The 19167-nt window shown below is 73.2% G+C and carries 16 protein-coding genes and 1 pseudogene; 11 read left to right on the forward strand and 6 right to left on the reverse strand.

The genetic code is table 11. The features are described 5' to 3' along the window. Window positions 1-274 (reverse strand): annotated as a pseudogene (locus ACWC5C_RS28950) (IS200/IS605 family accessory protein TnpB-related protein); the annotation flags it as partial. 173 nt (window positions 275-447) lie between these two features. Next, window positions 448-1185 (reverse strand): MFS transporter, encoded by a 738-nt coding sequence (locus tag ACWC5C_RS28955; protein WP_450880062.1) that lies wholly within the window; start codon window positions 1183-1185, stop codon window positions 448-450. Here ACWC5C_RS28955 and ACWC5C_RS28960 point away from each other — a divergent pair. Then, on the forward strand, window positions 1156-1929 hold the full coding sequence (locus tag ACWC5C_RS28960) for a TetR/AcrR family transcriptional regulator (protein WP_450880064.1): 774 nt from the start codon (window positions 1156-1158) through the stop codon (window positions 1927-1929). The two genes, ACWC5C_RS28955 and ACWC5C_RS28960, sit on opposite strands and share 30 nt — an antisense overlap. 18 nt (window positions 1930-1947) lie before the next feature. Here the strand turns inward: ACWC5C_RS28960 and ACWC5C_RS28965 are convergent, their stop codons facing one another. After that, window positions 1948-2610: a response regulator transcription factor gene (locus ACWC5C_RS28965; protein ID WP_450880066.1), complete on the reverse strand. Its 663-nt coding sequence runs from the start codon at window positions 2608-2610 to the stop codon at window positions 1948-1950. A 25-nt stretch (window positions 2611-2635) separates the two neighbouring features. Continuing rightward, window positions 2636-3850, reverse strand: coding sequence for a sensor histidine kinase (locus ACWC5C_RS28970; RefSeq protein WP_450880068.1), 1215 nt, complete (start codon window positions 3848-3850; stop codon window positions 2636-2638). 107 nt (window positions 3851-3957) lie between these two features. Between ACWC5C_RS28970 and ACWC5C_RS28975 the strand changes: the two genes are divergently transcribed. From ACWC5C_RS28975 to ACWC5C_RS29020, 10 genes are all read left to right on the forward strand, one after another. Next, window positions 3958-4887: an ABC transporter ATP-binding protein gene (locus ACWC5C_RS28975; protein ID WP_450880070.1), complete on the forward strand. Its 930-nt coding sequence runs from the start codon at window positions 3958-3960 to the stop codon at window positions 4885-4887. Between the two features lie 14 nt (window positions 4888-4901). Further along, window positions 4902-5636 (forward strand): ABC transporter permease, encoded by a 735-nt coding sequence (locus ACWC5C_RS28980; RefSeq protein ID WP_450880072.1) that lies wholly within the window; start codon window positions 4902-4904, stop codon window positions 5634-5636. A gap of 153 nt (window positions 5637-5789) precedes the next feature. Beyond that, window positions 5790-6323 (forward strand): EF-hand domain-containing protein, encoded by a 534-nt coding sequence (locus tag ACWC5C_RS28985; RefSeq protein WP_450880074.1) that lies wholly within the window; start codon window positions 5790-5792, stop codon window positions 6321-6323. A gap of 53 nt (window positions 6324-6376) precedes the next feature. Next, entirely contained in the window at window positions 6377-8203 is a 1827-nt protein-coding gene (locus ACWC5C_RS28990; protein WP_450880076.1) for an acyl-CoA dehydrogenase family protein, read from the forward strand. Beyond that, window positions 8200-9570, forward strand: coding sequence for a cytochrome P450 (locus ACWC5C_RS28995; RefSeq protein WP_450880078.1), 1371 nt, complete (start codon window positions 8200-8202; stop codon window positions 9568-9570). Before ACWC5C_RS28990 ends, ACWC5C_RS28995 begins: the two co-directional genes overlap by 4 nt. Window positions 9571-9614: 44 nt before the next feature. Next, on the forward strand, window positions 9615-10544 hold the full coding sequence (locus tag ACWC5C_RS29000) for a cyclase family protein (protein ID WP_450880080.1): 930 nt from the start codon (window positions 9615-9617) through the stop codon (window positions 10542-10544). 119 nt (window positions 10545-10663) lie between these two features. Continuing rightward, window positions 10664-13531: a SpoIIE family protein phosphatase gene (locus tag ACWC5C_RS29005; RefSeq protein ID WP_450880082.1), complete on the forward strand. Its 2868-nt coding sequence runs from the start codon at window positions 10664-10666 to the stop codon at window positions 13529-13531. Between the two features lie 82 nt (window positions 13532-13613). Further along, the gene (locus ACWC5C_RS29010) at window positions 13614-15194 is read left to right on the forward strand and encodes a sugar ABC transporter ATP-binding protein (RefSeq protein WP_450880084.1); all 1581 of its coding nucleotides are present in this window, start codon (window positions 13614-13616) and stop codon (window positions 15192-15194) included. After that, window positions 15191-16201: an ABC transporter permease gene (locus ACWC5C_RS29015; RefSeq protein ID WP_450880086.1), complete on the forward strand. Its 1011-nt coding sequence runs from the start codon at window positions 15191-15193 to the stop codon at window positions 16199-16201. The genes ACWC5C_RS29010 and ACWC5C_RS29015 overlap by 4 nt, the downstream gene beginning before the upstream one ends. Then, on the forward strand, window positions 16185-17342 hold the full coding sequence (locus ACWC5C_RS29020) for a substrate-binding domain-containing protein (protein WP_450880088.1): 1158 nt from the start codon (window positions 16185-16187) through the stop codon (window positions 17340-17342). Before ACWC5C_RS29015 ends, ACWC5C_RS29020 begins: the two co-directional genes overlap by 17 nt. Here the strand turns inward: ACWC5C_RS29020 and ACWC5C_RS29025 are convergent. Further along, window positions 17332-18213 (reverse strand): HpcH/HpaI aldolase/citrate lyase family protein, encoded by an 882-nt coding sequence (locus ACWC5C_RS29025; protein WP_450880090.1) that lies wholly within the window; start codon window positions 18211-18213, stop codon window positions 17332-17334. The two genes, ACWC5C_RS29020 and ACWC5C_RS29025, sit on opposite strands and share 11 nt — an antisense overlap. After that, window positions 18210-19163, reverse strand: a complete 954-nt coding sequence (locus ACWC5C_RS29030; protein ID WP_450880092.1) for an alpha/beta hydrolase — start codon at window positions 19161-19163, stop codon at window positions 18210-18212. The genes ACWC5C_RS29025 and ACWC5C_RS29030 overlap by 4 nt, the downstream gene beginning before the upstream one ends. Between the last annotated feature and the right edge of the window lie 4 nt (window positions 19164-19167).

The raw sequence follows: 19167 nt of genomic DNA on the forward strand, positions 1-19167 counted from the left end.
GGTCGTGCGTGGCCTTGGTGATACTGCCCGCCCACCGCGACGAGGAATCCCCGGTCACAGCGCGCTTACGCGCCGCCCACGAGTCCGCGGAGTGCTCCAGCCCCTCGGCACAGCGCCGCTTCAGGTCGCGCGCAGCCAAGGTCCCAAGATGCGCGCCGACCAGCCGCAGAGCCTCTTCGTCCCTCGCGGTCAGGCCCTTGATCCGCGTACGGATCGCGACACCGGACGGACCGGGGACGACGAACGGCGCCGACAGCTCACGCAGCACACCCACCCCGCACCCTCCCGTTCCGCGAGCCCGGCGGCAACACACCCATCACCCACCCAACGACCACACCCGCGAAAAGGTCACCCTTTCGATCTGAGAACTTCCGTTCCCTCCTCTGGAATCGCGCAGTCCACAGCCCGGACACTCACTCACACACGCCAGAACGCACTCAGACACACTCACAACAACTGCTTGCCACCCCCGCCACGAGCGGCACGGCCGCCAGCCCGGTCTCGAACACGATGTAGCCCAGCACCAGTTGAAGATGCTGGCTCAGGATGAAGAGGGTGCTGCCCGTCGCGACCGTCATCACCGCCACCGCGAAGCTCGCCCCGGAAAACCTCCGGTCCCGGTACAGCCGTAGATCGACCATCGGTGCCGGGCAGGTCCAGTCGCCGCCCGTCCCCGGCCCGCGTCTCGGGCACCAGCCGTACGACCCCCACCAGGGCCACCGCCACGACGGGAATGTTGATCAGGAAGACCCCCGCCCAGCTCCACGCGTCGACCAGCGCCCCACCGAGCAGGGGCCCGGCGGCCATGCCCACGGACGCGACCGCGCTCCACACCGCGAAGGCCCGCGGGCGCTCCTCCGCGGGGAACACCGCGACGAGGACCGCGAGCGTCGCGGGCATCACCAGCGCCGCGCCGACGCCCATGAGGGCCCGCATCGCGATGAGCCACCCCATCGTGGGGGCCGCCGCCGCGAGCGCCGACGCCAGGCCGAAGACCAGCAGCCCCACGACGACGGTGCGCCGCCTGCCGTAGCGGTCGGAGAGCACCCCCGCGGTGATGAGGAGCCCGGCGAAGACGACGACATAGGCGTCGATCACCGCCTGTAACTGCCCTGTTGAGGCCTCGAAGGCGTCGCCGACGGCCGGCACCGCGACATGCAGAACCGTGTTGTCGACGACGATCACGAGAAGGGCGGCGCACAGCGCCACCAGGATCGCCCACCGGCGCGGAAGAAGCCGCTGGAGAACGCACCGGGATCGTTCTGGTTCCGCGCGGGAAAGACCTCCCGCACACGGCCTCAGCTGTCGCACGAGCGGATCATCGCCACCGCTGTGGAGCTACTGGACCGCGACGGCGCGCAGAAACTGAGCATGCGTCGGCTCGCGGAGCGGCTCGGTGCCCATGCGACCAGCCTCTACTGGCATGTGGCTACCAAGGACGACGTCCTCGACCTGGCTCTCGACGCGGTCTTCGCCGAACTCGACGTCCCCGAGGGGCACGGTGCCTCCTGGCTGGCGGACGTCGAGGCGTTCATGACCGGGCTGCGTTCCGTCCTGCTGCGGCACCCCTGGGCCGCCGCCCTGGCCAGCTCCCGGCCTCTCATGGGCCCCCACGCCCTGCGCTGCTCGGAGTTCGCCTACACCGCGCTTGCCACCGGCGGCTTCGAGGGGGTGCACCTCTCGTCCGCCGCGGCCACGATCACCCACTATGTGATCGGCTCCGCCTCCTCCGAGGCGGTGTGGCGCGAGCGCACCGACGAGGCGGCCACCCGCTCGGCCGTGGACGCCCACCTCCGCGCCCGTATCGACGCGTACCCCACCCTCGCAGGCCACTTCCCGCTCCTCGACGAGGACGACTGGGACGCCCACTTCCACCGCGGCATGCGGCTGTCGCTGGCCGGTCTCACCTCGCCCGAGGCCGGCGGCTAGTCGGCCCCGGCCGCCGGGTCATCGGCCCGGGGAGACGAAGCCCGATTCGTACGCGGCGATGACCGCCTGGGTGCGGTCCCGCGCGCCGAGTTTCGCCAGGACGGAACTCATATGCGACTTGACCGTCTCGGTGCCCACCACCAGGCGCGCCGCGATCTCCGCGTTCGACAGCCCGCGTGCCACGAGGCGCAGCACGTCCCCCTCCCGCTCGGTCAGCGCGGCGCGCTCCAGGGCGGCGCGGCCCTCGGCGCTGCCGTGGGTTTCGCCGTACGCGGCGGCCAGTTGGCGCACCGCCGCCGGGAACAGCAGGGAGTCGCCCTCGGCCACCAGCCGTATGGCGTGCACGATCTCCGCCGGGCGGGCGCGCTTGAGCAGGAACCCGTCGGCGCCCGCGCGCAGCGCCCCGTACACGTACTCGTCGTTCTCGAAGGTCGTCACCACGATGATCTTCGGCGGGTCCGGGACCGTGCGCAGGACGGTGCGGGTGGCCTCGATGCCGTCCATCAGCGGCATGCGTACGTCCATGGCGATGACATCGGGGCGCAGTCGCCGCACCAGGGGGATCACGGCGGCGCCGTCGGCCGCCTCGCCCACCACCTCGATGTCCGGCTGCGCCTCCAGTACGGCGCGCAGGCCCGCCCTCACCAGAGGTTCGTCGTCGACCAGGAGAACGGTGAGCATCCGGTCAGCATAGAGGGCGTCTTGATCACCGCACCGGCAGATCGACGCGGACCAGCCACTGGCCGCCGTCCCGCTCCGTGCGCGCCTCGCCGCCGAGCAGCGCCGCGCGCTCGCGGATGCCGCGCAGCCCACTGCCACGGCCCGTGACGGCCGCCGCTGCCGCCGCGCTCAGCGGATTGCGCACCTCCAGCCGCAGCCGCGCCTCGTCCACGGCGATGCGGACGCGGACGGGGACGGGGCCCGCGTGCCGCAGGACGTTGGTCAGCGCCTCCTGCAGGATCCGGTAGCCCTCGCGGGACACCGGACCCGGCACCCGCTCCAGCGGACCGGTCACCTCGGCGTCGATCCGCGCCCCCGAGGACCGGGCCGACTCCAGCAGACGGTCCGCGTCGCCGAGGGCGGGCCGGGCGCCGGGCGGGGGTGCCGTTTCGCGCAGGACCATCAGGACGCGTTCCAGATCCTCCAGCGCGGCCCGGCCCGACTCCTCGATGGTCTCCAGCGCCCGGTCGGTGAACTCCGGGTCGCGGGCCGCCCGGGCGGCGCCCGCCTGGACCACGGCCAGGGTGAGGGCGTGGCCGAGGGAATCGTGCAACTCCCGGGCGATGCGGTTGCGTTCGAGCAGCCGCTCGGTACGTTCCTCCAGCTCGGCCAGGCGCTCTCTGGCCGATGGGCCGAGCAGCCGTGGGGCGACGGTGGCCATGAGGGCGCCCGCCCCAGCGGCCAGCGCGACCAGCACCAGCAGGGGCACCGGCACCAGCAGGGCGTACACCCAGCCCGTACCCGACCGCAGCAACGCCGAGTCGCCCACCTCGGGATCCCCGGCCGCCGCCCCCACGAGCGACAGGGTCAGGGCCATCAACTGCCCCGTCACCAGCGCCACGGCGAGCCCTGCCTCCAGCCGCAGCACCAGCCACACACCGGTTCTGGCCCGGTCGCTCCACGAGGCGGACGGAGCGGCGGACACTCCCGGGTCCCCGTCGCCGCGCACCCGTGCGTGCGGCCCGGGAAACAGCATCATCCGCGCCTGCAGCCCCTCCGCGCGGCGCGTTTCGGGCACCATGGCCGCCGCCAGGACCAGGGGGACCGGCAGGACCGCGATCAGCGCCCAGTCGGACGGCGACGGACGGACCAGCCCCGGATAGATCATGGCGCAGAGGAACGGCACGATCGACCCCACCAGCAGGTGAAGCCAGCGGGTGTACGTGACCGCACACGTCAGCGGCAGCAGGAGGCCTGGCATGCCGTCATCGTGGCAGAGCGGGCGGCGCGGCGGCTCCCCCGCGCGGGGGAGCCGGTCTCCTCCGGCGGGGGATGCCCGCCCCCGGGCCGTACGGCCAGGCTGAAGCCATGACCAGCATCGACGTACATGACCTGACGAAGGAGTACGGCAGCACCCGGGCCGTCGACCGGCTCACGCTGAGCGTCGAACCGGGCCGGGTCACCGGGTTCCTCGGCCCCAACGGCGCGGGCAAGTCCAGCACCATGCGCCTCATCCTCGGCCTCGACCACCCCACCTCCGGCACCGCCACCATCGGCGGCCGCCCGTACGCGACCCTGCGCGAACCCCTGCGCACCGCCGGGGCCCTGCTCGACGCACAGGCGGCCCACGGCTCCCGGACCGCCCGCGACCATCTGCGCTGCCTCGCCGTCAGCAACCGCCTCCCGGTCCGCCGCGTGGACGAGGTGCTGGAGGAGACCGGTCTCGGCACCGTGGCGGGCCGCCGTATCAAGACCTTCTCGCTGGGCATGCGCCAGCGCCTCGGCATCGCCACCGCGCTCCTCGGCGACCCGCCCGTACTCCTGCTGGACGAGCCCGCCAACGGCCTCGACCCGGAAGGGATCGTCTGGATCCGCCAGTTGCTGCGCCGACTCGCCGAGGAGGGCCGCACGGTCCTGGTCTCCAGCCATCTGATGAACGAGACCGCGACGTATGCCGATCACCTCGTCGTCCTCGCCCGGGGGCGGCTCCTGGCCGATGTGTCCATGCGCGACTTCATCGAACAGCACAGCCAGGCGCGGGTACGGGTGCGCACCAGCGACCCGATCCGGCTGAGAGCCACGCTGGTGGCGCGCGGACACACCGTGCTGGAAGGCGAGGACGGCGGCTGGGTGGTCGACGGCGCCAAGGCCGAGGAGATCGGGGCCGTCGCCGCCCGCGAAGGCATCCCGGTATTCCAACTCGCCGATGAGCGCGCCTCGCTGGAACAGGCCTATCTCGCCCTCACCGCCGACGAGGCGGAGTTCACCGCCGCCGTTCCCGCTTCCCCGACCACCTGACAGGAGACCCGACCATGTCCGTCACAGCTGTGCTGCACTCCGAGTGGATCAAGATCAGATCCATCCGGGCGAGCTTCGGCTCACTCATCGCGGTCTTCGCCGCCACGCTGGCCATCACCGTGCTGGCCTTCGCCACCGTCGGCCGGGCAGAGCTGGACGACTCCGAGGACCGTGTCTTCGACGCGTTCTACGCGATCAACTTCGCGCAGATCGCCGCCATCGCCTTCGGCGCCACCGCCGTCTCCTCCGAATACGCGAACGCCGCCCTGCGGATCTCCCTGTGGGCCGTACCGCGCCGGGGCCTCTTCTACGCGGCCAAGACGGCGGCCGTGGCGGGCGCCGGGCTCGCCGTGGGGCTCGTCACCGCCTTCGCCAGCTTCTTCGCGGGCCAGGTGTTCCTGGGCGAGGACGCCATCGGTCTCGGTGAACCGGGAGCACTGCGGGCCTGCGTCGGCGCGGGCGTGTATCTCGCCCTGATCGCCCTGTTCGCCGCGGGGCTGACCTTCCTGCTGCGCAGCGCCACCGCGGTGCTGAGCCTGCTCATCCCGTTCATCCTGATCGTGGGCTTCGTGGTCGGGGACATCGCCGGGGGAGTCGCCGACTATCTGCCGGACCGCGCCGGACAACAGGTGCTGTACCAGGACCCGATGGGAGACCTCGGCCCCTGGGCGGGTCTCGCGGTGATGGCGCTGTGGGTGGCCGCCGCGCTCCTCGCGGGCTGGTGGGCCGTACGCCGCCGAGACGCCTGACGCCACGTCGTTACGTCACGCACGAGACGCGCTTTTCACTCGAAAGAGAATCCACAACGGTCTCATCCTCCTGGCCGCTCTCGGTAATCTTTCATGCGCTTCGGAAAATATTCGAGGCACGGCGAAGTGTCGGCACTGGAGGGTGGGGACCTTATGGGCGCGCTACTGGACCAGAAGTACGAAAAGCTGTTCGCCTTGTTGGACGCCAATGGCGACGGCGTGATCGCCGAAGACGACTTCGAACTGATGGGCAGCCGCGTTCTGGCCGCCGTCGACGAAAAGCGCACGGCGCCCAAGGGCAAGGAGTACGCCGACGCGCTGATGACGTACTGGCGGGCGCTGCGCGAGACCGCGGACGCCGATGGCGACGGCCGCATCGACAAGGGCGAGTTCAGCCAGGCCCTCGGCCAGGTGAGCGACCACTTCGACATGCTGATCGGCCCGCTCTACCGGGCCGGTTTCCACCTCGCCGACCGGGATGACGACGGCCTGGTCGGCAAGGACGACTTCGTCGCGGTCATCGCGGCGGTCGGTGTCCCCGAGGCGGAGGCCGGGGCGGCCTTCGACCGGCTGGCCGAGCAGAGCGGGCAGCTGACGAAGGACCAGCTGATGACCGCTGTCGCGCAGTTCTACCGCGACGAGGACCCGGCCAACAGCGCGAGCCATCTGCTCTTCGGCGCACTGTGAGCTGAATCCGCGATGGGCGGGGGTCACGGGGCGGACGGGGGGAGAGGGCGGAGATGGGCACTGCCGTTCTGGCGGGCCGGGCACAGGTCTCGCAGCTGACCGAGGTGCTTTTCGACGGGCGATTCGACGATCTGCACAGACCCTGGACGGAGCATTTCCGGCGGGACATTTTCCGTTACCGCGACGGATTGTCGGTGTCGGAGCGTTCGGAACTGGCTTATGAGCGTTTGCGGATCGTCAATGAAGGAATCGAATCCGTCGAGGACTTGGTCACGGCGACGGACCGGCTGGTGTCGCTGCACGAGTGGCTGGGAGCGGTCGACGGATCGCTGACCACGCTGGCGACCATCCACTACAACCTGTTTCTCGGCAGCCTCCTCCGCCTCGACCCCCGCCGCACCGTGGACCTGTCACCGTTCACCCGGCTCCACCGGTACGGCACCGTTCTGATCACCGAGCTGGGCTACGGGAACAACGCCGCCGAGCTGGAGACCACGGCGGTCCACCAGCCGGAGGCCGACACCTTCGTGCTGCACACCCCATCGGCCGGTGCCCAGAAGTTCATGCCCAACACCGGCCCCGCCGGGGGCCGCAAGAGCGGTCTGGTCGCGGCCCGGCTGATCGTCCGCGACCAGGACTGCGGCGTGTTCCTGTTCCTCGTGCCGCTGCGCGATGAGCACGGCCCGCTGCCCGGCATCCGGATACGCCCCCTCTCGGAGACGCCCGGTTCAGCCGTCGACCACGCCATCACCTCGTTCGACCAGGTCGTCCTGGAGCGTACGGCGCTGCTGGCCGGGGACCACGCGGACCTGACCGCCGAAGGCGCCTTCCGCAGCGCGCTCGGCAGTCGGCGCCGCCGGTTCCTGCGGTCCATCCAGCGCGTCACCACCGGCAAGCTCTGCCTGGCCGCGGCGGCGCTGGGCGGGGCCCGGGCGGGCCTCACCGTCGCCATGCGGTACGCCCATCGGCGGCACACCTTCGCCCCGGCCAGCCGCACCGGTGTCCCGCTCTTCGCCTACCGCTGCCACCAGACCCGGCTGCTCGGGGCGGCGGCCCGCGCCTACGCGGCGACGTTCCTGCTGCGCGAAGCCACCCGCGGCTGTACGGGCCCGGGCGACCCCGAGTCGGCCGAGGCGGAGGTGCTCGTCGCGGCGGCCAAGGGCTGGATCACCTGGCAGGCCAGGGAGATCGCGATCGAGTGCCGGGAGCGCTGCGGTGCCCAGGGGCTGTTGTCGGCCAACCGCATCGTCGACCTCATCACGCCGATCGAGTCCACCATCACGGCCGAAGGCGACAACCTGGTCATCTGGACGAAGGCCGCCGCCGACATGCTGACCGGGCGCGGCTACAGCCCGCCCCCGGCCCCCGCCGCCCCGTCCAGCTTGACCAGCCCGCTCACCGACCGCGCGCTGCTGCTGGACCTGCTCGTACGGCACGAGCTGCGCTGCCTCCAGCACGCCCGCAACCGGCTCACCCGGTCCAGCGACGGCCCGCTGGACCGCTGGAACCAGGCGGTGAACCCGGCCCTCGACCTCGTCGACGCCTACGCCGCCCGGCGCGCGGCCGAGGCGTTCCTGGCCGCCGCCGACCGCGTCGCCGACGACGCCACGCGGAGCCTGCTGGAGCGGCTCTTCCAGCTCTTCGCCCTGCAGCGCCTCGCCCCGCACGCGGGGCTGCTGCTGGCGGACGGGCACCTCACCGCCGACGCGGTCCGCGACCTCGCCGACGACGCCGTCGACCGCGTCGCCGCCGGGCTGGCGCCCCACGCGCCCGCTCTCGTGGAGGCGTTCGCCGTCCCGGACCACATCCTCCAGGCGCCCATCGCCACCGAGGGATACGCCGCCGCCTACGACGACCCCGACGGGCCCTGGCAGCCATGAGCGACGCGTTCACCCGCGAGCCGCCGTGGGACCCCCGCCTCTTCCCACCGGCCGCCCGCGCGCCACGGCCCGTACAGACGGCGCGGATGCTCCGCGATCCGCAGGGCTACACCCGCACCCTGCGCCGGAAGTTCGGGCCGGTCTTCTCGCTCCGCGTCTTCCCGTACCGGGGTGCCCTGGTCTGCGCGGCCGACGCCGCGGCCAACCGGGCGGTGCTGACCGACCACCAGCGGTTCACCGGCGGAGACGCCGCCGCCCTGCTGGCGCCCGCGATCGGAGCCGGATCGCTGATCTGCACACCGCCACCCCTGCACCTCACCCACCGCAAGCTGCTGCTGCCCCCCTTCCACGGGGAGCGGATCACCGGCTGGGCGCAGCGCGTGCGGGAGTTGGTGCACACCGGGCTGCCCGAGCTGCTGGGCGGCGACGGCGTGCCCGTGCGGCCATGGGCACAGCGGCTCACGCTCGACGTCATCCTGCGCGTCGTCTTCGGCCTGACGGACCCGGCCCGGATCGCCGCCTTCCGCCACGCGCTGAACGCGTTCGTCGACATGGGCAACCTCGCCGTCCTGTTCCTGCCGGGGCCGCTGCGGCGCGATCTCGGGCCGCTCTCGCCGGGCGGCCGCTTCCACCGGCTCCGCGCCGCCGTCCGGCAGCTGACCCGCGAGGAGATCGCCGCGCGCCGGGCCGCGCCCGACCGCGCCGACCGCGACGACGTGCTGTCCATGCTGCTGGACGCCCGCGACGACCACGGGGCCGGGCTGGACGACGCCCAGCTCCTGGACGAGCTGACCGGCCTCGTCCTGGCCGGTTACGAGACCACGGCCACCACGATCGCCTGGACGCTGCATCTGCTCGCCCACCACCCCGCCGCCCGCGACGACCTGATCGCCGACCTCGACGCGGGCTCGGACCGACTGCTCAAGGCCACCGTCAAGGAGTCCGGCCGACTGCGCCCCGCCGTCTACAACGCCATGCGCACGGCGGCCCACGACACACAGCTCGGCGGCCACCCGGTGCCCCGGCACGCGTTCGTCGCGGCGCTGTTCCCGCTCACCCACCTCGACCCCGGGCTCTGGCCGCGACCGGACGCCTTCCGGCCGGAGCGCCACCTCGGCGCGGACCCGGCGCCGTACGCGCTGACGCCGTTCGGCGGCGGTCTGCGGCGCTGCATCGGGGTGTCGCTGGCCCAGCTGGAGATCGAGACCGTCCTGCGGGAGATCCTCGCGGCCGCCGTCCCCGAGCCCGCCGGGCCGCTGGAACCGGCGCGGCTCGTGGCGGTGACCATCGTCCCCGCCCGGGGCGGCCGGGTCCGCCTGCGCGCACGCCGGTCGCCCCGGGCCGCCGCACGGGTCTGGAACTTCTAGACTTTTGACGGAAGCCGTTCCGAACCCCATCGGGGTGAGCACGGATGACGAGCAGCAACGGACCCGCCGTTTCCCGCGAGGAGTTCGACGCGCTCTTCGAGGCGGTCCAGGCGTGGGGGCGCTGGACCCCGGCCGACCGGGGTTCCTGGAACCGGGTGACCCCGGAGCATATGCGGCGAGCCGCCGCCCGCGTACGGTCCGGGGCGGCCATCCCGCTGGCCCGCCCCTGGGACACGGAGCCCGCACCGGACAACCCCCGTCCGCCGCTGCACCACATGACGGACCTCGGCGACGTGGAGCCACCGGAGCCCGCCGTGCACAAGGACTTCCTCGCCGCCGACTACCACGGCAAGGGCCTCAGCCATCTCGACGCGCTGAGCCACGCCGCCTACCGGGGGCGGCTCTACGGCGGCCGCGCCGCGCATGAGGTGATCGACGCCTCGGGCGCCCACTACGGCGCGGTCGGCGCGCTCGGGCCGCTCGTCACGACGGGCGTCCTGCTCGACCTCCCCGCCGTCCTGGGGACCGCCTGGCTGGAGCCGGGACAGGCAGTGCACGCCGAGGACCTCGCCGCCGCCGAAGAGGCGCTGCGGGTCACGATCGGCGAGGGGGACGCGGTGCTGCTGCGCTCCGGGAGCCTTCGCCGCCGGGAGGAACGCGGCGCCTGGGACACCGGCGCGGCGAGCGCGGGGCTCCATGTGGACGCCGTCCCCTGGCTGGCCGAGCGCGGTATCGCGCTGCTCGGCGGGGACGGCGACAACGACGTACGGCCCTCGCCGGTCGACGGGGTGCACTCTCCGGTCCATGTGCTCGCCCTGACCGCGATGGGGGTGCCGCTGCTGGACAACCTCGATCTCGAAGCGCTCTCCGCCGCCACCGCCGAGGCGGGGCGTCACACGTTCCTGCTGGTCGTGGCGCCGTTGAACGTTCCAAGGGGGACGGGCTCACCCGTCACCCCGGTCGCGGTGCTGTGACGGCCGCTCGCGGCCGGTCACCGTATGTGATGCGTCGAACACATGCTCTCTTCCGCTCGTCGCGGTGGCGTATATACCCGTTATGGTCGAAGAGTGGCCTTTAGGGCCAATGGCGGCGCATGGCTAGGAGAGGCGTGAATCGGGCCGGTGAGGCAGCGATCCTGGCGGGGCTCGTGACAGGCGGTATCGGGCCCGCGCGTTCGCGTGAGCAGTTCCTCCAGGGGGAGGCGGTGCAGGAGGACGTACGGACCCTGATCCTGAACTCGTGGCTGCGCTGCCGCTCCCTGGGCCTGCCGCTGGGCGGCTTCGACCTTCCGTACCGGCAGTTCGATCCCGAGGACCGGCTGGTCCGCGCCGCCGGGCCGGTGCTCGACCGGCTGCGGTCCCGGTTCCTGGGCAGCCCGATGAACATCGCGCTCGCCGACGGAAGCGGGACCGTGCTCCAGCGCCGCTTCGGTGACGATGCGTGGGCCAGGACCCTCCCGCCGATCCAGCAGGTGCCGGGGTTCGTCTTCGCCGAGCAGTTCGCCGGGACCAACGGCATCGGCCTCGCCCTGGCGGAGCGGCGGCTGATCCAGGTCTACGGCGCCGAGCACTTCGCCGAGCGCGGCCTGTCGAACGGCTGCAGCGCGATCCCCGTCCGCGATCCGCTCAGCGGGCGCATCGACGGCATCCTGTGCCTCGCCTTTCCCCGAGGCTCCGGGCATCCGATGCTTGACGCCGTGCTGCGCAGGGCGACCCAGGCCATCGAACGGGGGCTGCTGGCGCAGAGTTCGACGCGGGAGCGCGGGCTGCTGCGCGCGTACCTGGACGCGGGCGGCGCGTCGCGGACCGGCGAGGGCGGAGAGGGCGGCGAGCACGCCATGGGGGTGGACGCCTTCGTACAGGGGCTGCACCGGGGCGACCAGATGATGATCAAGGAGAGGGCGGCCGAGCTGCTCTCGCACGGGCAGCGGGCCGCCGTCGAGGTGTGCCTGTCCGACGGGCGCCGGGTCACCCTCGTGAGCCGTCCGATGACGAGCGCGGCCGGGGTGGAGGGCATGGCCGTCGAGGCCCTGTTCCCCGACCGCTCCTTCGCCGACCGCGCGCCGCGGCCGCCCCTCGCCCTGCCGTCGCACCTCGTCCCGCGCCTCTCCGGCGGCGTGCCCGAACAGGGAACCCCGGCGCGCGAGACCCCGGCAGACAAGACCCCGGCAGACAAGACCCCAGCCGACAAGACGCCAGCGGCCAAGACCTCGGAAAGCGAGACCCCGGACGCCGCCACCGACGGACTGGCCGGGCTGGTGCTGGTCGGCGAGCCGGAGGTGGGGAAGTACGCCCTGGCGGCGCGGCGCCGCATGGAGCTGCTGTCCGAGGCCAGCGCGCGCATCGGCACCACCCTGGACGTGCGGCGCACCGCCGAGGAACTCGCCGAGACGGCCGTCCCGGGGCTGGCCGACTTCGTCACCATCGACCTGCCCGACGCCGTACTGCGCGGCGACGAACCCCTCGACCCCCGGTACGACCTGCGCCGCGCGGTGGTCCACGGCATCCACGACGACTGCCCCTTCTACCCGATCGGCAAGCGCGTCGACTTCCACCCGGCCACGCCCCAGGTGCGCTGTGTGAACACCGGGCAGGCGGTGCTGGAACCGGACCTGAAGACCGCCGCGGGCTGGCTCATCCAGGACCCCGAGCACACCGCGCGGGTGCTGTCCCACGTCCGCTCGCTCATCGCCGTCCCCCTGGTCGCGCGCGGCACGGTGCTGGGCATCGTCAGCTTCTACCGCGCGCTCGACCCCGCGCCGTTCGGGGACGACGACCGTTCACTGGCCCAGGAACTGGCCACCCGCGCCGCCCTGTCCATGGACAACGCCCGGCGTTACACCCGCGAACACACCATGGTCCTGGCCCTGCAGCACAGTCTGCTCCCGCACGGCGTGCCCGGTCAGGACGCCGTCGAGGTCGCCCACCGCTATCTGCCCGCCGAGTCGCGGGTGGGCGGGGACTGGTACGACATCATCCCGCTGCCCGGCTCCCGCGTCGGTCTCGTCGTCGGCGACGTCGTCGGCCACGGCATGCACTCCGCCGCCACCATGGGACGGCTGCGCACCGCCGCGCGCAGCTACGCCGAACTCGACTTCCCCCCGGACGAGGTGCTGACCCACCTCGACAACCTGGTGCTGCGCCTGGACCGGGAGGAGAGCAGCGAGGGCTCCTCCGGCGGGGTCGGCATCATCGGCGCGACCTGCCTGTACGTCATCTACGACCCGACCTCGCAGCGCTGCGCCATGGCCCGAGCCGGTCACCCCCCGCCCGCGCTGGTCCGCCCCGACGGCGCCGTGTCGTTTCCCGAACTGCCCGCCGGGCCCCCGCTGGGCCTGGGCGGTCTGCCGTTCGAGACGGCCGACATCGACGTACCCGAGGGCAGTCGGCTGGTGCTCTACACCGATGGGCTCATCGAGGACCGGTACCGGGGCATCGACGTGGCCCTCAACCGGCTGCGCGAGGTCCTCGCCCACTCGGACCGCACCCCCGAGGACACCTGTCAGGCGGTCCTGGACGACGTGGCCCCCGTCCACCCGTGCGACGACATCGCCGTGCTCGTCGCCCGCACCCACGCCCTCACCCCCGACCGCATCGCCACCTGGGAACTGCCCGCTGACCCGGCCGTCGTCCGCGAGATCCGGGCCGACGCCGTCCGGCAGCTGGCCGACTGGGGGCGGGAGGAGCTGTCGTTCGTGACGGAGCTGCTGCTCAGCGAGCTGGTCACCAACGCGCTGCGGCACGGCAGCGGGCCCATCCGGGTCCGGCTGCTGCACGGCCGCACCCTGATCTGCGAGGTCTCCGACACCAGCAGCACCTCCCCGCATCTGCGCCGGGCGGCCATCACCGACGAGGACGGCCGCGGGCTGTTCCTCGTCGCCCAGCTGGCCCTGGCCTGGGGCACCCGCCACACCCCGGACGGCAAGGTCATCTGGGCCGAATGCCCCCTCGACGCCCTGTGAGACTGGCCCGTTGGAGTAACGGAGCCCTCAAGCGCGGCCGCGATCGGTAAATGCCATGATCGGTCCCGCTAAGGTCTCGGATGTGAGGTGGGAAGGCGAACCGCTCGAACCGCTCGTCCGTATCCGGAGTCTCAGCAAGCGATTCGGCGGGACGCTCGCGCTGGACCGCGTCGACCTCGACATCCACCGGGGCAGTGTGCTCGCCCTGCTCGGCCCCAACGGCGCCGGGAAGTCCACCCTCATCAAGGTGCTCGCGGGATACCACCCCGCCGACGGCGGGACGGTGACGGTGGCCGGGCATCCGCTCGGGACCGAGGCCGCCGCCCGGAACATGGCCTTCACCCATCAGGACCTCGGCCTCGTGGAGTGGATGACGGCCGCCGAGAACATCGCCCTGACCACCGGGTATCCGCGCCGTGGCGGGCTGATCTCCTGGCGGCGGACCCGGGAGCGCGGTACGGAGGTGCTGCGGACCGTCGCCGGACACCTCCCGGCCCACGCCCGGATCGCCGACCTCGCCCCCGCCGAACGCTCCCTGGTCGCCATCGCCCGCGCCCTCGCCGTACGGGCGCGGCTCATCGTCCTCGACGAGCCGACCGCCAGCCTCCCCGCCACCGACTGCGCCCGGCTCTTCGACGTCCTGCACACCCTGCGCGACCAGGGCCACGCCATCCTCTACGTCAGCCATCGCCTGGACGAGGTGTACGAGGTCGCCGACGCCTTCGCGGTGCTGCGCGACGGCCGCCTCGTCAGCCAGGGCCCGCTGGCGGAACACGGCGCCAGCCGCCTCGTGCGGGACATCGTGGGCGACGAACCGACCGGCTACCGGCCCGGTACGGCCCCCACCGGCGGCCCGTCCGTGCTGACCCTCGACGGCGTCCGGACCGCCGGGGCCGGGCCCGTCTCCCTCGAACTGCGGGCCGGGGAAGTCCTCGGCCTGGTGGGGCTCACCGGCGCCGGGCACCGGGAGCTGAGCCGGGCCCTCGCGGGCGCCCGGCCGCTCACCGCCGGGCGGGCGCTCCTGGACGGGCGGCCGTACCACCCCCGTACGGTCGCCGCCGCCGTCGCCTCCGGGGTCGGCCTGGTGACCGGCAACCGGGTGGAGGAGGGCTGCGCCGCCGAACTGACCGTACGGGAGAACCTGCTGGCCAACCCGCGCGCGGGCGACCGGCCGACGCGGCGCTGGATCAGCCCGCGCCGGGAGCGGGCCGAGGCCCTCGCCCTGCTCGAACGGTTCTCGGTGCGCCCCCGCGACAGCGAGGTCCCCATCGCCACCCTGTCCGGCGGCAACCAGCAGAAGGTCATGATCGGCCGGTGGCTCCGGGGGGACCTGCGCGTACTGATCCTGGAGGAGCCGACCGCGAGCGTGGACATCGGCGCCAAGGCCGCGCTCCACCGCCTGCTCGACGACGCGCTGGCGGACGGTCTCGCGGCCGTGCTCATCTCCAGCGACTTCGAGGAGGTCGCGGGGGTGTGCCGACGCGCCCTGGTGTTCGTCCGGGGCGCGGTGACGGCCGAGCTGAGCGGCGCGTCGCTCACCGTCGCGGGGCTCACCCGGGCGGCGTCGGCACTGCCCGACCCGGGAACGCCGCCCGGAACATCACCGGGAACGCCGCACGGAACATCACCGGGAACGCCGCCCGGAACACCCCCCGGACCATGACGAACCGCGCCCGCCCGGGCGGGCACCTCATCGGCACGTACGGCCTGCTGGCCCTCACCGCCCTGCTGTTCCTGGTCTTCTCCGTGACCCTGCCGCGCACCTTTCCGACCCTGGACAACATCTCCTCGATCCTGGCCAACCAGTCGATCCCGGCCCTCCTCGCGCTCGGCGCGACGGTCCCCATCGTGACCGGCAACTTCGACCTCTCCATCGGATACGGCCTGGGCCTGGCGCATGTGCTGGTGATGCAGCTCATCGTCCACGCGGGGTGGCCCTGGCCGCTGGCCTGCCTGACCGTGATCGTCGGCGGCGCTGCGGTCGGCGTGCTCAACGGCGTCATCACCGAGTTCGGCCAGATCGACTCGTTCATCGCCACCCTCGGCACCGGCAGCATGCTCTACGCCATCACCGGCTGGATCACTGGCGGAGGCAGGATCGTCCCCGGCCCGGACGGACTGCCCGCCGCCTTCACCGACCTCTACGACTCCACCTTCCTCGGCCTGCCGGTCCCCGCCTTCTACGTACTCGCCCTGGCGGTCGCCCTCTGGGTGCTGCTGGAGCGGCTGCCGCTCGGCCGGTATCTGTACGTCGTCGGCTCCAACCGCCGCGCCGCCGACCTCGTCGGCATCCCCACCCGCCGGTACTCGATCTGCGCCTTCGCCGTATCGGGCCTGGTCGTGGGCTGCGCCGGGGTGCTCCTCGCGGCGCAGCAGCAGCTCGGCAACCCGAGCGTCGGCCTCGACTATCTGCTGCCCGCCTTCGCCGGTGCCCTGCTCGGCTCCACCGCCATCAAGCCCGGCCGCGCGAACGCCATGGGCACCCTCGTCGCGGTGGCGGTCCTCGCCATCGGGCTCTCCGGCATCGGCCAGCTCGGCGCCCAGTTCTGGGTGACCCCGCTGTTCAACGGCGGCACCCTGCTCATCGTCGTCGGCCTGGCCGGGTACTCCGCGCGACGGCGGCTGCGGACCGGCATCACCGCGAGGAGTTCGCGTGTCCGCCGGTCGTAAGGCCGCCACCGCCGCACTGCTGGCGGCGGCCGTCCTCGCCGGGTGCGAGCGCGGTTCGTCGGCCGGGGGAGGGGACGCCACCTCGGGGCCGCGCGGCTGCCCCGCCGTCCTCGCCCGGGCCAAGGCCGCCGTCGAGCGGGCCGAGCGGACGAACGTCCCCTGGAACGGCCCGACCCGCGGCCCCTCGGCGGTGTCCGGCAAGACCATCGTCTACGTCGCGCAGACCATGACCAACCCCGGTGTCGCGGGCACCGCGCAGGGGGTCCGGGACGCGGCGAAGGCCATCGGCTGGCGCGTGCGGGTGATCGACGGCGGCGGCACCCCCGCGGGCATCCAGGCCGCGCTGAGCGAGGCCGTCGCCCTGCGGCCGTCGGGCATCGTCATCGGCGGCTTCGACCCCCACTCGACCGCGCGGCAGGTCGCGCAGGCCCAGGCGGCGGGCATCCCGCTCGTCGGCTGGCACGCGGTCGCGTCGCCCGGCCCCAGCAGGAAGCCGAGGCTGTTCACCAACGTCACCACGAGGGTCGAGGACACGGCCAGGATCAGCGCGGACTGGGTGATCGCGCGATCCAACGGGCGGGCGGGCGTCGTCGTCTTCACCGACGCCTCGATCCCGTTCGCCAGGAACAAGTCCGAGCTGATCCGGAAGGAGCTGGCCACCTGCCGGGACGTCAGGCTGCTGGCGTACCAGAACATCCCGATCCCGGACGCGGGCAGCCGCACCCCCCAGGAGGTCTCCTCCCTCGTCTCGCGCTTCCGCGACGAGTGGACCTACTCCGTCGCCATCAACGACCTGTACTTCGCGGACGCGGCCCCGGCCCTCCGGGCGGCCGGGAAGCGGGGCTCAGGACCGCCCTTCAACATCGGCGCGGGCGACGGCGACCCCTCCGCCTTCCAGCGCGTCAACCACCGGCAGTACCAGGCCGCCACCGTTCCGGAGCCGCTGTCCCAGCAGGGCTGGCAGATCATCGACGAGTTCAACCGGGCGTTCTCCGGCCGGGGCCCCAGCCGCTACAGCGCCCCGGTCCACATCGCCACCGTCGCCAACAGCGCGGGCGCCACGAGCTGGAACCCCCGGGGCTACCGGCAGGCGTACCGGAAGATCTGGGGCGCATCCGGCCACGCCGCGCTCACCCCGTGAGCCGCCCCTGCCAGGTCGCCAGCCACTGGACGGCCTTGTCGTAGTGCGCCCTGTCGATGTGCAGACCCCGGTAGCGCACCGCGCCGCTGCCGTCGGCGGCCGCCCGCTCGTAGGCGCGGACGAGTCCGGTGTAGAAGGCGGTCTCCTCCGGCGTGGCCGAGAACACCTCGTTGAGGACCGGCACATGGGACGGGTGGATCGCGACCATGCCCCGGAAGCCGAGTGCCCGGCCGCGCCGGGCGAAGCTACGGAGGCCGTCGAGGTCGTCGACGCGCTCCCACAGGCCGGTGAGGGCGTGCAGCCCGGCCTCGCGGCACGCGAGGAGCACCCGGCTGCGCAGGTACAGCGTCTCCTCGCCGCCCGGCGACCATTCGAAGCCGACCTCGCGTGCGATGTCGGCGTGCTCGGCGGTCGGGCCGATCATCGCGGCGACGCGCGGCGACGCGGCCGCCATGTCGCGGCAGTTGTGGATGGCCCGGACCGTCTCGACGGGGACGATGTACTGGAGTCCCGTCACACCGCCCCGCAGTTCGAAGTGGTCGAGCAGGGCGTCGTAGCGCAGCACGTCGGTGGCCTGCTCGATCTTCGGCGCGAAGATGCCCGACAGCCCTGGGACGACGACCGCTTCGAGGTCGGCGCCGGTGAGCCGGGTGGCGAGGCCGTTGACCCGCACCAGCAGGCCCACCGCCGGATCGAGCGCGCGCAGCCGGGTGACGGAGGCGGCGGCCTGGGCCCGGGCCGCCGCCTTCAGCTCGTCGGGCACCGAGTCCTCCAGATCGAGGACGATGGCGTCCGGCCCCGCCGCCAGCGCCTTCTGGGCCCAGGCCGGTTTGTGGGCGGGCACGAACAGGATCGACCGGTACGGGTTCACGGGTGGCTCCGAGGCAGGTCCAGGAGGTGGTCGAGCCGGTCGGCCACATAGCCGAGGGCATTGGCACTGGCGACCGGCAGCAGGTCGAGCAGGGTGACGAAGCCGTGGATCAGGCCCTCGAACCGCCGGTGTTCCACCGGCACCCCCGCCGCGCGCAGCCGGTCCGCGTACGCCTCACCCTCGTCGCGCAGCACATCGTGCCCGGCGGTGACGACGACGGCCGGTGGCAGCCCGGTGAGGTCGGCGGCGCGCAGCGGGGAGGCGGTGGAGTGGCGCCTGACGGAGGCGTCGGGGGCGTAGTGGTCCCAGTACCAGAGCATGGTGGCGCGGGTGAGGAGGAGCTGGTTCGCCGGGTCCGCGTACGAGGCGGTGTCCGGGTCGCAGTCGGTGACCGGGCACAGGAGTACCTGCGCCGCGACGGCCGGACCGCCCTCGGCCCGGGCCCGTTGGGCCACCACCGCCGCGAGGTTGCCGCCCGCGCTGTCCCCCGCGACGATCAGCGGCGCCGCCGGGCCCGCGACGCGGGCCCGCCACTCGTCCGCCCAGCGCAGCGCGGTCCAGGCGTCGGCCGCCGCGGCGGGGTAGCGGTGTTCCGGGGCGAGCCGGTAGCCGGGCAGGACCACGGCGCATCCGGTCCGCCGGGCGAGCCTGCGGCCCAGGGTGTCGAACTCGTCCGGCGTCCCGACGACCCACCCGCCGCCGTGCAGGTAGAGGATCACCCCACGCGGCGCGTCGTCCGGGACGAGCAGTCTGACCGGTACGGCGGCGCCGCCGTCGGCGGCGGGGGCGGTGGTCTCCTCCACGCTCGCCATGGCGGGCCCCGCGCCGAACAGGCGGCTCATCGCGGCGAAGCGGTCCCTGGCCTGTCGCGGCGTCAGGTCGTGCAGGGGCGGTGCCCCGCTCGCGGCCGCGCGGGCGAGGAATTCCGACGTCGCTCGGTCGAGTGTCATCGCC

The organism is Streptomyces sp. NPDC001700, from assembly GCF_053596435.1.